General features: G+C 68.4%; 12 protein-coding genes and 1 pseudogene. 6 read left to right on the top strand and 7 right to left on the bottom strand.

Annotation, left to right across the window (positions count from 1 at the left end; genetic code table 11):
- Positions 1-6: 6 nt before the first annotated feature.
- The 7 genes and pseudogenes from AC1Q7H_RS03860 to AC1Q7H_RS03830 all read right to left on the bottom strand — a co-directional run bounded on the left by AC1Q7H_RS03860 (position 7) and on the right by AC1Q7H_RS03830 (position 4,902).
- Entirely contained in the window at positions 7-426 is a 420-nt protein-coding gene (locus AC1Q7H_RS03860) for an aldehyde dehydrogenase family protein (protein ID WP_492380975.1), read from the bottom strand.
- 160 nt (positions 427-586) lie between these two features.
- Positions 587-694: pseudogene (locus tag AC1Q7H_RS03855) on the bottom strand (helix-turn-helix domain-containing protein); the annotation flags it as partial.
- A gap of 59 nt (positions 695-753) precedes the next feature.
- Positions 754-1,950: a class I SAM-dependent rRNA methyltransferase gene (locus AC1Q7H_RS03850; RefSeq protein WP_013955400.1), complete on the bottom strand. Its 1,197-nt coding sequence runs from the start codon at positions 1,948-1,950 to the stop codon at positions 754-756.
- 210 nt (positions 1,951-2,160) lie between these two features.
- Positions 2,161-2,469, bottom strand: coding sequence for a YbeD family protein (locus AC1Q7H_RS03845; RefSeq protein ID WP_211980647.1), 309 nt, complete (start codon positions 2,467-2,469; stop codon positions 2,161-2,163).
- Positions 2,470-2,530: 61 nt separating this feature from the next.
- On the bottom strand, positions 2,531-3,730 hold the full coding sequence (locus AC1Q7H_RS03840) for a D-alanyl-D-alanine carboxypeptidase family protein (protein WP_013955398.1): 1,200 nt from the start codon (positions 3,728-3,730) through the stop codon (positions 2,531-2,533).
- 62 nt (positions 3,731-3,792) lie between these two features.
- Positions 3,793-4,434 carry an alpha/beta hydrolase gene (locus AC1Q7H_RS03835; protein ID WP_010814862.1) on the bottom strand — a complete coding sequence of 214 codons (642 nt, stop codon included), beginning with the start codon at positions 4,432-4,434 and terminating at the stop codon, positions 3,793-3,795.
- A 147-nt stretch (positions 4,435-4,581) separates the two neighbouring features.
- Positions 4,582-4,902 (bottom strand): (2Fe-2S) ferredoxin domain-containing protein, encoded by a 321-nt coding sequence (locus tag AC1Q7H_RS03830; RefSeq protein WP_010814863.1) that lies wholly within the window; start codon positions 4,900-4,902, stop codon positions 4,582-4,584.
- 391 nt (positions 4,903-5,293) lie between these two features.
- On the opposite strand from AC1Q7H_RS03830, the gene AC1Q7H_RS03825 reads away from it, so the two are divergent.
- The 6 genes from AC1Q7H_RS03825 to creC all read left to right on the top strand — a co-directional run bounded on the left by AC1Q7H_RS03825 (position 5,294) and on the right by creC (position 13,514).
- Positions 5,294-6,589 carry a dicarboxylate/amino acid:cation symporter gene (locus AC1Q7H_RS03825; RefSeq protein ID WP_114133821.1) on the top strand — a complete coding sequence of 432 codons (1,296 nt, stop codon included), beginning with the start codon at positions 5,294-5,296 and terminating at the stop codon, positions 6,587-6,589.
- Between the two features lie 70 nt (positions 6,590-6,659).
- Positions 6,660-8,666: a sensor histidine kinase gene (locus AC1Q7H_RS03820; protein WP_211980646.1), complete on the top strand. Its 2,007-nt coding sequence runs from the start codon at positions 6,660-6,662 to the stop codon at positions 8,664-8,666.
- Between the two features lie 8 nt (positions 8,667-8,674).
- A complete protein-coding gene (locus AC1Q7H_RS03815) occupies positions 8,675-10,000 on the top strand; it encodes a sigma-54-dependent transcriptional regulator (protein ID WP_041227706.1) in 1,326 nt (441 codons plus the stop codon).
- Between the two features lie 238 nt (positions 10,001-10,238).
- Complete coding sequence (locus tag AC1Q7H_RS03810) at positions 10,239-11,366, top strand: NAD(P)/FAD-dependent oxidoreductase (protein ID WP_211980595.1); 1,128 nt, start codon at positions 10,239-10,241, stop codon at positions 11,364-11,366.
- Between the two features lie 9 nt (positions 11,367-11,375).
- Positions 11,376-12,068: a two-component system response regulator CreB gene (gene creB / locus AC1Q7H_RS03805; protein WP_305852186.1), complete on the top strand. Its 693-nt coding sequence runs from the start codon at positions 11,376-11,378 to the stop codon at positions 12,066-12,068.
- A gap of 9 nt (positions 12,069-12,077) precedes the next feature.
- Positions 12,078-13,514 carry a two-component system sensor histidine kinase CreC gene (gene creC, locus AC1Q7H_RS03800; RefSeq protein ID WP_013955392.1) on the top strand — a complete coding sequence of 479 codons (1,437 nt, stop codon included), beginning with the start codon at positions 12,078-12,080 and terminating at the stop codon, positions 13,512-13,514.
- Positions 13,515-13,531: the final 17 nt, after the last annotated feature.

Below are 13,531 nucleotides of genomic sequence, written 5' to 3'. Positions count from 1 at the left end.
TGTGCGCTACCCCGGCGCCAGCGCGATGTGCTTGTATACGACGAAGTCATCGATCGCGGCCACGCCGTTGAGCCCGCCCTGCCCCGACTGCTTGTAGCCGCCCTCCTCGAATTCGTCGTAGACCGACGCCCAGTTGTTGATCCACACGGTGCCCGCCTCGAGCGCGCGCGCCATGATGCGCGCCACCAGCGCATTTGTCAGCGCCGTCTGCCCCGGCATCTTGATCACCGCCGTGCAGCCCGCCGCCAGTGCCGGCGCCAGCGAGCGCACCATCAGCACCACCGGCGAATTCCACGGCGCGATGATGCCGGCCACGCCCATCGACTCGCGCAGCACCAGCGACAGCCGCCCCGGCCGCGGCTCGGCGGCGCGGCCGTATTCGGTGAGCGCGAGCCCGGCGTAGTAGCGCAGCTTGGCCGGCACCATGCCGACCTCGAAGGCCGCGCAGGCTCGTATTGGCGGCCAGTACGGCGTCCTCGGCCTCGCCCACCTCGGCCAGGATGCGCACGCAGTATTCGTGGAAGACTTGCCCCGCTTCGGTCGCCGCGGCACCGCGCCCGCGTTGCAGCATCACGGCGCCGAGCCGTTGCTCCAGCATCTGCACACGCTGGCTGATCACCGACTTGGTCGTGTCCAGCCGCCGTGCCGCCTCGGTAATGCTGCCGGCATCGACCACGGCCACGAAGGCATGCATTTCAGAGAGTTTGTTCGTGACTCGCGCCTGCCCGTCCGTGAATGCGTGGCCTGGCTGGCCTACGCCACCTTTTCCAGCAGCAATCCCTTCAGGTACTCCCCTTCCGGGAACGCGGCCAGCATCGGGTGATCCGTGCCCGCCGATAGCCGCCGCAGGATGCGCGCATCGGCGCGCGCATCGGTGACCGCGCCCGCCACGATCTTCTGGAACAGCTCCATGCTGATCGCGCCCGAGCACGAGTAGGTGAACAGCAGCCCGCCCGGGCGCAGCAGCTGCATGCCGACCAGGTTGATTTCCTTGTAGGCGCGCGCGGCGCGGTCGATATGCTGCGCCGACGGGGCGAACTTGGGCGGGTCCAGCACGATCAGGTCGAACTGGCGACCCTCGGCGCGGAATTCACGCAGGGTCTTGAACACGTCGGCATCGAGCCAGGTGGCGCGCTCGGGTTCGAAGCCGTTGAGCGTGACATTGCCCGCGGCGATCTTCAGCGCCTCGCCCGATGAATCGATCGAGGTCACCGAGGTGGCGCCGCCGCGCAGCGCCGCCAGCGAGAAGCCGCCGGTATAGCAGAAGCAGTTCAGCACCTCGCGCCCGACGGCCAGGTCGCCCACAAGCTTGCGGTTGTCGCGCTGGTCGACATAGAAGCCGGTCTTGTGGCCGTTGCGCACGTCGACGTAGTAGCGCACGCCGTGCTCGGTGACCGACAGCGCCGGATCCGGCTCGGCGCCGGCCAACACGCCGGTCACCAGCTCCAGGCCTTCGCGCTGGCGCACGGCGGCATCGGAACGCTCATAGACGTTGGGGCAGCCGGTCTCCTTGACCAGTGCCTGCACGATCGCGGTCTTCCAGTGTTCCACGCCGGCCGAATTGAACTGGCACACCAGCTGGCCCTTTTCACCATTGCCGTAGTAGTCGACGATCAGGCCGGGCAGCCGGTCGGATTCGCCGAAGATCAGCCGCACCGCGTCGCTGTCCTTCACCCATTGGCGCCGGTAGGCAATGGCCGCGGCCACGCGGCGCTTGAACAGGGCGTGGTCGACCGGCTCGTTTTCATCGAAGGTCCACGCGCGCGCGCGGATCTGCGACTCGGGGCTGTAGGCGGCCTTGGCCAGGAAGCGGCCGTCGGCGGCGCGCACGATCACGGTTGCGCCCGGCTCGCAGCGCCCTTCGGTCGTGGCAATGCCGGTGGCGTAGATCCACGGGTGGCGGCGCAGCAGGGATTTTTCCTTGCCGGGTTTCAGGGTGATGGTGTTCATGTTGGTATGGGGAAACTGCAGGCCACCAGCAATTGAAACTGGCGCGAACGCATCAAGGCGGCTCCCCTCTCCCGCTTGCGGGAGAGGGGTGGGGGTGAGGGCGGGAGCGTCGACGAAGTGATGCGTGTCGGTATGCCAGCGCCTGCCCTCACCCCCTGCCCCTCTCCCGCGCGCGGGAGAGGGGAGAAAACAGAGCGGGAGGGAGGGCCTTTACAGCACCACCTTCACCATCGGATGCGAAGTCAGCGCCCGATACAGATCATCGAGCTGCTCGCGGCTGGTGACCCACACCGTCACGGTCAGGCCCAGGTAGTTGCCGCCGCTCGAGGGGCGCATTTCCATCTTGCCTGCGTGGAAGTCGGGATCGAATCCCTGCACCAGCTCGACGATGGCCTCGGCAAAGCCGTCCTGCATCGCGCCCATCACCTTGATGGGGAAGTGGCTGGGATACTCGATCAGCGACTGCTCCGGCGGGATATCGCCAGTCTTGTTGCCGCTGCCTTGGTTGTCGGTTGTCATGTCGGATTCTCCGGCACGAAACCGGCGCGCCGCATGGCGCGCCAGCTTGCGCGCATTCAGGTCACTTGCGCTTGAACCACAGGCGGATGGTGTCCCACAGGCGGCCGAAGAAGCCGGCCTCAGGCACTTCTTCCAGCGCCACCACCGGGAACTCCGCCACCTTGTTGGTGCCGTCCATCAGCTTGACCATGCCCACCTGCTGGCCCGCCGAGATCGGCGCGATCAGCAGTTCCTGGCGCTCCAGCACCGGCTTGAGGCGCCCGCCGGTGCCCTTGGGCACGGTGACGAAGGTCTCGTTCTGCACGCCGATCTTGACCGTGCCGCTCTTGCCCTTGTAGATGTCCGGCGTGGCCAGCACCTGACCCTTGTCGTACAGGCGCAGCGTGTCGAAGAACTGGAAGCCGTAGTTGAGGATCTTCAGGCTTTCCTGGGTGCGCACCTGTTCGGTGGTGGTGCCGATCACGATTGAGATCAGGCGGCGCGAGCCGTCCGGCACGTTGGCCAGCGGCCGCTTGGCCGACGAGATCAGGCAGTAGCCGGCGGACTTGGTGTGGCCGGTCTTGACCCCGTCCACGGTCGGGTCGATATACAGCAGGCGGTTGCGGTTGGGCTGCCTGATCTTGTTATAGGTGAACTCCTTCTGCGAGTACATGGCGTAGTACTCGGGGAAGTCCTTGATCAGGCGCGTGGTCAGCGTCGCCAGGTCCACCGCGGTGGTGTAGTGGTTCGGGTCGGGAATGCCGTCGGTGTTGGTGAAGTGGGTGTTCTTCATGCCCATGCGCTGGGCCTCGCGGTTCATCATCGCGACGAAGCCCTCTTCCGAGCCGCCCACGGCTTCGGCCAGCGCCAGCGCGGCGTCGTTGCCCGACTGCACGATCAGGCCCAGCAGCAGGTCCTGCACGGTGACCGGCTTGTTGGGCTCGATGAACATGCGCGACTCGTCGCTTTTGACCTTGAGCACCAGGCTGGTCGGCACCACCGACTGGTCCAGCGTCAGGCGCTTTTCCTTGAGTGCCTCGAACGCCAGGTAGGCGGTCATCAGCTTGGTCAGCGAGGCCGGCTCGATGCGCGCGTCGGCATTCTGCGACGCCAGGGCCTGGCCGCTGGTCACGTCATACAGCATCCACGACTTGGCTGCGACCTGCGGCATCGGCACGCCCTGCGCCAGGACGGCGGCAGGCGCGGCGGCCAGCACGACGGCGGCGGCGATGGCGGCGGGAGCAAAAGCGGACGAAAGGCGTGTCGTGGCTCTATTCAGCATGTTTCTGTTTTCCGACAGTAAGAAGGTGGCGCGGGGATGGTCCGGGTGGCGGCGTGCCGGCCTCACCGGTCCCACGCATTGACGACGAGCTGCTTGATCAGATGCAGCTTGCGGTGAAAGAAATGGTCGGCGCCGGGGATCACGATCACCGGCAGCTCCTGCGGGCGGGCCCAGTCGAACACGCTGGCCAGCGGCACGGTGTCGTCCTGTTCGCCATGGATCACGATGGTATCGGCCGGAACCTCGGCCACCTGCCAGCGGCTGGCGGCGGTGCCCACCAGCACCAGTCGCTGCGCGGGCGTGCCGGCCTCGGCCAGGCGGCGTGCCACGTGGGTGGTGACGAAGCTGCCGAACGAGAACCCGCCCATGGCCAGCGGCAGCGTTGCGGCCTGTGCCGACCACGCGGTCTGCTGGCGCATCCAGGCCACCACGGCCAGCAGGTCGTCCTGCTCGGCGATGCCGTTGTCATGCTCGCCGGCGCTGCCGCCCACGCCGCGGAAGTTGGGGCGCACCGTGGCATAGCCCAGCTGCACGAAGCTGCGCGCCAGCGTCTGCGCAACCTTGTTGTCCTTGGTGCCGCCGAACAGCGGATGCGGATGCGCCACCAGCGCCAGGCCGCGCGGCTCACCTTGCGGCAGGTCTACCGAGAGATCGATCGCACCGGCGGGACCGGCAATGGAAAGTACCTGGGTATGCGCGTTCATGATGGCGGTCAGGATGGCGGTGAAGCAAGCGCCCGGCGGCAAGCCCGGGCAAAAATGAAAAAACCGTCCGGCTGGCGGGCGGCGGGCAATACGGCAAAGCGGCGAAACAGGGAAACAACAAGCCGGCATGCGCCGGCCTCGGTTCGTTCAGCGGTCCACCATCAGCCGTTCGACAGGCTTGCCCTTCATCAGGTGGCTGTCGATGATTTCGTCGATGTCGTGCTCATCGACAAAGGTGTACCAGATGGCCTCGGGGTAGACCACCAGCACCGGGCCGAGTTCACAACGGTTCAGGCAGCCTGCCTTGTTGATGCGCACCCGGCCTTCGCCGCCGGCGATGCCCAGTTCCTTGCAACGCTTCTTGGCGTATTCCTGCATCGCCTGGGCGTTGTGGTTGGCGCAGCAGTTCTCGCCGGCCTCGCGCTGGTTCAGGCAGAAGAAGACGTGGTGCTGGTAGTAGCTGCTCATGCGTACGGTGTGAGAAGGCGGCCCCGGACGGCGGCACGGCCCGGACGGCATTGAACGGAAGCTCGGAATTATACGGTGTCGCGGCGGCATGTCCGCGATGGCGGCGCCCTGGCACGGCCGTCGAAGTTGCCGCCGGCTCCCGGCGGGTGGCGCTTCGCGCACCTGTGATGCCTCCGGCATTCCGAAACCCCGGAGCCGCACCATCCGGATTTCCGGAATCCCGGAGGCCGCGCGCCCCTGCCAGGCCGTCGTTTCCTTGTGAATCAACCAGTTAGCAATGCCGGCTTGACTGGCACGGCGGTTGCGAATTCCCTCCCTGAACGCGCCGCAACCGTGACGGCGCGCAGCCCGCGCGGCCCCGCCGGGTACGGTCAACACCGAGGACGACATCATGAGAAAACCCTTCTACAAGATCCTGTACGTGCAGGTCCTGTTCGCCATCTTCGTCGGCATCCTGCTCGGCCACTACTGGCCAGACACCGGCGTGGCCATGAAGCCGCTGGGCGATGGCTTTATCAAGCTGATCAAGATGATCATCGGCCCGATCATCTTCTGTACCGTGGTGACCGGCATCGCCGGCATGAGCGACATGAAGAAGGTCGGCCGCGTCGGCGGCAAGGCGCTGCTGTACTTTGAAGTGGTGTCGACCTTCGCATTGCTGATCGGGCTGGGCGCCGCGCACCTGCTCAAGCCGGGCGTGGGCTTCAACATCGACCCGGCCACGCTGGACACCAAGGCCATTGCCCAGTACGTGTCCAAGGCGCACGGCCAGAGCACGGTCGAGTTCCTGATGCACATCATCCCGGACACGGTCTTCAGCGCCTTCGCCAACGGCGACATCCTGCAGATCCTGCTGGTGTCGCTGTTCTTCGGCGCCGCGCTGGCCGTGCTCGGCGAGCGCGCGCGCATCGTGGTGCAGCTGATCGAGCAGGTCTCCAAGGTGTTCTTCCACATCGTCCACGTGATCACCAAGGTGGCCCCGATCGGCGCCTTCGGCGCGATGGCGTTCACCATCGGCAAGTACGGCCTGGGCTCGCTGGTGCCGCTGCTCAAGCTGATCGGCACCTTCTACTTCACGGCCATCGTCTTCGTGGTGTTCGTGCTGGGCACGGTGGCGCGCCTGACCGGCTTCAGCATCCTGCGCTTCATCTCGTACATCAAGGAAGAGCTGCTGATCGTGCTGGGCACCAGCTCGTCGGAAGCGGCGCTGCCGCACATGATGGAGAAGCTGGAAAAGCTCGGCTGCTCGCGCTCGGTGGTGGGCCTGGTGGTGCCCACCGGCTATTCGTTCAACCTGGACGGCACCAACATCTACATGACGATGGCGGTGATCTTCATTGCACAGGCAACCGGCATCGAGCTGACGCTGATGCAGCAGCTGACCATCCTGACGGTGGCGATGATCACCTCCAAGGGCGCCAGCGGCGTGACCGGCTCGGGCTTCATCACGCTGGCCGCGACGCTGGCGGTGGTGCCGACCATCCCGGTGGCGGGCATGGTGCTGATCCTTGGCATCGACCGCTTCATGAGCGAGTGCCGCGCGCTGACCAACATCATCGGCAACGGCGTGGCCACGGTGGTGGTCTCGGCATGGGAGCGCGAGCTTGACCGCAAGAAGCTCAACAGTGAGCTGCAACACGGCGGCCGCGATGCTGAAGTACTGGCCGACGCCGGCCAGAACGTCTGACGCCATGCGGGTGGCTGCCCCGGCCACCCGCCAGCGAGTATCATCGGCGCGACAGCCTTCGCGCGCGCCGATGCCACACTCAGACGACTTTCTCGCCGTGCATGACCCCGCCGCCCCGTCTGCCGCGCATCCGGCCCATGCGCCGGACAGCGGCAACGGCCGCTGGTGGGGCTTTGCGGTCGCCCTGGCCGCGGGCCTGCTGCTGCTGTGCGCGCTGACCTGGCTGGTCTCGGTCCAGCGCGGCCTGGCCACCCTCCAGCAAAGCACAGCCACGCGCGCCGACCGCTACGCCGCCACGCTGGAAAGCACCCTCGACCGCTACGAATTCCTGCCCGCGCTGGTCTCGCTGCACCCCTTCGTGCGCGGGCTGCTGGACTCCCCCAACGACCCGCAACGCGTGGCCGCCGCCAACCAGTACCTGGCGGAGGTCAATCGCCGCGCGCATGCCTCGGCCACCTATGTGATCGCCGCCAACGGCATTGCGCTGGCGGCCAGCAACCACGGCCAGCCCGGCAGCTTTGTCGGCACCGACTACCGCTTCCGCCCCTACTTCCAGGCCGCCGCGGGCGGCAAGATGGGGCGTTTCTATGCCATCGGCATCACCAGCGAGGAGCCCGGCTACTACCTCGCGCAGCCGGTCGAGTCGGGCGGCAAGGTCATCGGCGTGACCGTGGTCAAGCTCAACCTGGAGTGGTTCCAGCGCGCCGGCAGCGGCGCCGAGCCGCTGATGGTCAGCGACGACCATGGCGTGATCTTCCTGTCGTCGGTGTCGGCCTGGCAGTACCGCACCCTGCGCCCGCTGCCGCCGGCGCTGCAGGCCGAGATGGAAAACACCCGCCAGTACCACGGCCGCGCGGTGACGCCGCTGCCGCTGGAGCCGCTGACCTCGCCGGTCACGCGCTGGCTGGCGGACACCACACTGACCGACGGCGCGCGGCTGGTGCGCGTGCGCGACGAATCGCCCGCCACCAGGACCACCTTTGCCCCGGACGGCGCCGAGCGCGCCGACCGCTACCTGGAACTGGGCCGCACGGTCGGCCCCGCTGGCTGGACCATGCAGGTGATGGCGCCGCTGGAGCCGGTGCTGGCCAATGCGCGCAACGCCACCGTGGCGGCGGCGCTGGCCTATGCCTGCATCTGCCTGCTGCTGGTCAACTGGCGCCAGCGCCGCCAGCGCGCGCGCGACATGCAGTACAGCCGCCGCCTGCTGGAGGCCGCCTACGACCAGCTGGAGCGCCGCGTCGAGGCCCGCACCGCCGACCTGATGGCGATCAATGAAAAGCTGGAAGATGAAGTGGCCGAGCGCACCCGTGCGGAAAGCGAGCTGCGCGCGGCCCAGGACGAACTGGTGCAGGCCAGCAAGCTGGCCGCGCTGGGGCAGATGGCGGCCGGCATCACGCATGAGCTGAACCAGCCGCTGGCGGCGCTGCGCACGTTCTCGGACAACACCCGCGTGCTGCTGGAGCGCGGCCAGCTGGCCGCGGCCGAAGGCAACCTCACCGCCATTGCTGACCTGACCGAGCGCATGGGCAAGATCACCAGCCAGCTCAAGCTGTTTGCCGGCAAGGCCCGCCCGGTGCGCCGGCCGGTGGCACTGCGCGCGGCGGTCGACCACGTGCTGGCGCTGCTGGCGCCTCGGCTGGGCGCGGTCACGGTCAGCGTCACCGGCCTGGACGCCCTGCCCGGGCTCGCCGTGCGCGCCGATGAGCTGAAGCTGGAGCAAGTGCTGCTGAACCTGCTCGGCAACGCGCTGGATGCGATTGCGGCGGCCGCGCCGGCGCAGGGACAGATCGATCTCGACGTGCAGGCAGAAGACCACGCCGTCACCATCGTCGTGCGCGACAACGGCACCGGCATCGCGCCGGAAGCGCTGCCGCGCCTGTTCGAACCATTCTTCACCACCAAGGAAACCGGGCAGGGCCTGGGGCTGGGGCTGGCGATCTCGTCGTCGATCGTGCGCGAGTTCGGCGGCCAGCTGAGCGTGGCCAACGTGCCCGGCGGCGGCGCGCAGTTCACGCTGGTGCTAGCACGCGCCCCCGCCATCGATCCGGCACCATCGGTTTCCGCCTCTCAATGAGTATTGCCATGCAAGACGGTCTGCGTGTCCTGTTTGTCGAAGACGAGCCGCTGGTGCGTCAGGCCACCGCGCAGAGCCTGGAGCTGGCCGGCTTCGCGGTGCTGGCGCTGCCCTCCGCCGAGGCCGCGATCCCGCACCTGCACGGCGCCTTTGCCGGCGTGGTGGTGACCGACGTGCGCCTGCCCGGCGCCAGCGGCCTGGACCTGCTGCAGCACTGCCGCAACGCCGCGCCGGGCGTGCCGGTGATCCTGGTGACCGGCCATGGCGACATCACCATGGCCGTGCAGGCCATGCGCGAAGGCGCCTACGACTTTATCGAAAAACCCTTCGGTGCCGACCGCCTCACCGACACCGTGCGCCGCGCGCTGGAACGCCGCGCGCTGGAACTGGAAAACCAGGCGCTGCGCCGCGAACTGGCCGGCCCTGCGGCGGGCACGCGTATCATCGGCCGCTCGCCCGCGATCGGGCAGGTGCGCGCGCTGGTGGCCAATGTCGCGCCCACCGACGTGCCGGTGATGATCAACGGCGAGACCGGTACCGGCAAGGAACTGGTGGCGCGCAGCCTGCATGCGCTGTCCGGCCGTGCCGAAGGCCCGTTTATCGCGCTGAATTGCGGCGCGGTGCCCGAGGCCATCTTCGAGAGCGAGATGTTCGGCCACGAGGCCGGCGCCTTCACCGGCGCCGGCAAGCGCCGCATCGGCAAGCTCGAACATGCCTCGGGCGGCACGCTCTTCCTCGACGAGATCGAGAGCATGCCACTGGCGCTGCAGGTCAAGCTGCTGCGGGTGCTGCAGGAAGGCTCGCTGGAGCGGCTGGGGTCCAATGCCTCGGTGAAGATCGATGTGCGCATCGTCGCCGCGGCCAAGGGCGACATGGATGCGCTGGTGGCGCAGGGCAGCTTCCGTGAGGACCTGTACTACCGGCTGAACGTGGTCACCATTGCGCTGCCGCCGTTGCGCGAACGGCGCGAGGACATCGTGCCGCTGTTCGAGCATTTCTCGCTGGTGTCTGCGGTGCGCTACCAGCGGCCGGCGCCGATCCTGTCCGAGGCGCAACGCCAGGCACTGGCCCAGCGGCCCTGGCCTGGCAATGTGCGCGAGCTGCGCAATGCCGCGGATCGGATGGTGCTGGGCGTGCCGGAGGGCGGGCAGGCAGGTGCGCAGGCCGCGGGCCCCGATGAAGCCGCGCCGCTGCGCGAGCGGATGGAGCACTTCGAGCGCGCCGTGATTGCAGATGCACTGGCGCGCACCGGTGGTGCGGTCAGCCAGGCGGCGGACTTGCTGCAAGTCGGCAAGGCTACGCTCTATGACAAGATCAAGCGCTACGGGCTGTGATGTCACGCTGCCTTCATTCCGCTGCCACGGGGCCGTCACATTGGCGGACTATCCTTCGGTGGCGGTTGTGGCATTGGCAGGTGCCCGCCGTGTGTATCAATCTTCGTGGTAATTGATGGCCCCGCGTATGCGGGGCGTTTTTTTGGGTGATTCACCCCGCCCCGCCACTTCACACTGCCCACACACTCCCCTCACCCCCGCTGGCCAGACTGGAGCCCTTCCATCTCCGGGAACTGCCATGCCCTCTTTCGACTACGACATCGTCATCGCCGGCGCCAGCTTTGCCGGCGCAGCCTGCGCCCTGGCCGCGGCACGCGCGGGCCTGCGCGTGCTGGTGCTGGAACGCAAGACCGATCCGGGCGACAAGCTCCACACCACCGGCATCCTGGTCAAGGAAGCCATCGAGCAAACCTGGCTGGGCCGCGCGCCGGCCGACTGCGTGCACCGGGTGGAGCAGGTGCGGCTGTACTCGCCCAAGCTGCGCAGCATCGACCTGAGCGCGCCGGGCTATTACTTCCACACTACGGATACGCCGCGGTTGATGCGCTGGCTGGCCGCCGAACTGGTGTGCCACCGGGTCGAACTGCGCCTGGGCCAGGCGTTTGTGGGCGCAGTGCCGCGCCACGGCGGATGGCATGTGACCGGCGTGGGCAATACGCGCTATCTGGTGGGAGCGGACGGCGCGAAGTCGCGCGTGGCACAGTGTGCCGGGCTGGGGCGCGTGCACAGCTTCCTGTATGGCGTGGAATACGAGTTCCCGGGACTGGCGCTGCCCGAGCCCGGCGCGCTGCACTGCTTTATCACCCGGCGCTTCGCGCCCGGCTATATCGGCTGGATCGCGCAGAACCCCACCGGCGTGCAGGCCGGCCTGGCGCTGCGCTACCTGCCGCGTCACGGCCGCGCGCCGGACCTGGACGGGCTGCTGGCGCATGTGCGCGAGCGCGCCGGGCTGCCGCAGCTGGCGCAGCCTGCGGCGACGCGCGCGGGCCTGATCCCGTGCGGCGGCCCGGTCTTCCCGCTGGCGCGCGACGGCGTGATCCTGACGGGGGATGCCGCCGGCATCGTCTCGCCGGTCACCGCCGGCGGCATCCACTATGCCTTTGCCCATGGCGAGTCAGTCGGCCAGGCCGTGGCCGCGCACCTGCTGCGCGGCGGCCCGGCGCCGGAAGCCGTCGCCACCGCCAGCGCGCCGCGCTTTCGCGCCAAACGTGCGCTGCGCTGGATGTTCGACCGCTTCCAATGCGACTGGCCCTTTGACCTGATGCTGTACTCGCCGCCGCTGCGCTGGGCGGCGGAGCAGATCTATTTCCACAAGCGCCAGGGCGACGAACCCGCGCCGCCGGCCCGCACGGCGGCCAGCGCCTAACCGGCTAGAATGCCGGGCATGGAACAACCGCGGATCCTGGTGGTGGAAGACGAGCAGGCCATCGCCGACACCATCCTCTATGCCCTGCGCACCAACGGCATGCTGGCCGAGCACTGCACGCTCGGCGGCGCCGCGCTCGAGCGCATGCGCGCCGGCGCGGCCGACCTGGTGATCCTCGACGTGGGCCTGCCGGACCTGAGCGGCTTCGAGGTCTGCCGCACGCTGCGCACCTTCAGCAATGCGCCGGTGGTCTTCCTGACCGCGCGCCATGAAGAGATCGACCGCATCGTCGGGCTGGAGATCGGCGCCGACGACTATGTGGTCAAGCCCTTCTCGCCGCGCGAACTGGCCGCGCGCGTGCGCGCCATCCTGCGCCGGGCGCGCGGCGGCAGCACAGCGAAGGGCGACGAGGTCGCCGGCTTCACCCACGATAAGGACGGCGCTCGCCTGGCCTACCGCGGCCGCTGGCTGGAGCTGACCCGCTACGAGTACCTGCTGCTGGCCTGGCTGGTGGCGCATCCGGGCCGTATCTATTCGCGAGCGCAGCTGATGGAGGGCGTCTGGGAAGACGCGCTCGACACCAGCGACCGCACCGTCGACACCCATATCAAGACCCTGCGCGCCAAGCTGCGGGAGGCCTCGCCAGACGGCGCCGATCGCATCCGCACCCATCGCGGCATGGGCTATTCGCTGGAACCGTGAGCGCACGCCATGCATATCGGCCTGCGCATCTTCTTCGGCTTCTTCCTGATCGTGGGACTGGCCACGGTGCTGACGCTGCGCGTGTTCGTGCAGGAGGTCAAGCCCGGCGTGCGCCAGGCCATGGAAGACACGCTGATCGACACCGCGCACGTGCTGGCGGCGCTTGCCGCCGACGACATGAAGGCCGGCCGCATTGCCGACGGCGAATTCGCGCGGCACATGGCGGCGCTGCGCGACCTGCCGGTGGACGCCGATGTGTCGGGCCTGCACAAGGACAGCATCGGCTACCGCATCTACGTGACCGATGCCAGGGGCATCGTGCGCTTTGACTCCACCGGCACTGACGTGGGCCGCGACTATTCGCGCTGGAACGATGTCTACCTGACGCTGCGCGGCAAGTACGGCGCGCGCAGCACGCGCACCGACCCCGACGACGAGGCCAGCACCGTGATGCACGTGGCCGCGCCAATACGCGACGGGGACGGCGAGCGCATCATCGGGGTGCTGACCGTGGCCAAGCCCAATGCGGCGATGGCGCCCTTTATCGAGCGCAGCCAGCGCAAGATCCTGCTCTACGGCGGCCTGCTGATCGGCGCCGCTTGCGTGATCGGGCTGGCCTGCACGCTGTGGCTGGCGCATGGACTAAGCCGGCTGCGCGGGTACGCGCGCGCGGTGGCGGCCGGCGAGCGCGCCGAGATGCCGCTGCGCGGCGGCAGCGAGCTGGCCGAGCTGGGCCGCGCGGTGCAGGGCATGCGCGAGCGGCTGGAAGACAAGCAGTATGTCGAGCACTACATCCACACGCTGACCCATGAGATGAAAAGCCCGCTCGCCGCGATCGGCGGTGCCGCCGAGCTGCTGCAGGAAGAGATGCCGGCGGCGGACCGCCAGCGCTTCGTCGCCAATATCCGTGCGCAATCCGGACGGCTTGAAACCATGATCCGCAAGCTGCTGGCGCTGGCCGACGTGGAGCAGCGCCAGCGCCTGGAAGTGCGCGAGCCGGTGCGGCTGGCCCCGCTGCTGGCGCAACTGGGCAGCGAGCTGGAGCCGCGCGCGCGCCAGCGCGGCGTGACGCTGCGGCTGGCCGCCGACGCCAGCCCGGACCTGGTCGCCGGCGATCCGTTCCTGCTGCGCCAGGCCATCGCAAACCTGCTGGAGAACGCCATCGACTTCGCCCCGCCGGACAGCGAAGTCACGGTGCGGCTGGAGCGCCGCGGCGGCGCGCTGGCCATCGCCGTCGCCGACCAGGGCCCGGGCATCCCCGACTACGCCCTGCCGCGCGTGTTCGAGCGCTTCTATTCGCTGCCGCGCCCGCACGGTGCGGACAAGAGCACCGGCCTGGGCCTGTGCTTTGCACGCGAGGTGGCAACGTTGCATCATGGCGATGTCACGCTGGCCAACCGCCCCGGCGGCGGCGCGCTGGCGGAACTGACCCTTCCGGCAGCATAGTTCCACGAGGTGACCGA

This window comes from Cupriavidus sp. GW823-FHT06D04 (assembly GCF_058795055.1).
This window is presented reverse-complemented; position numbering and strand designations above follow the sequence as displayed.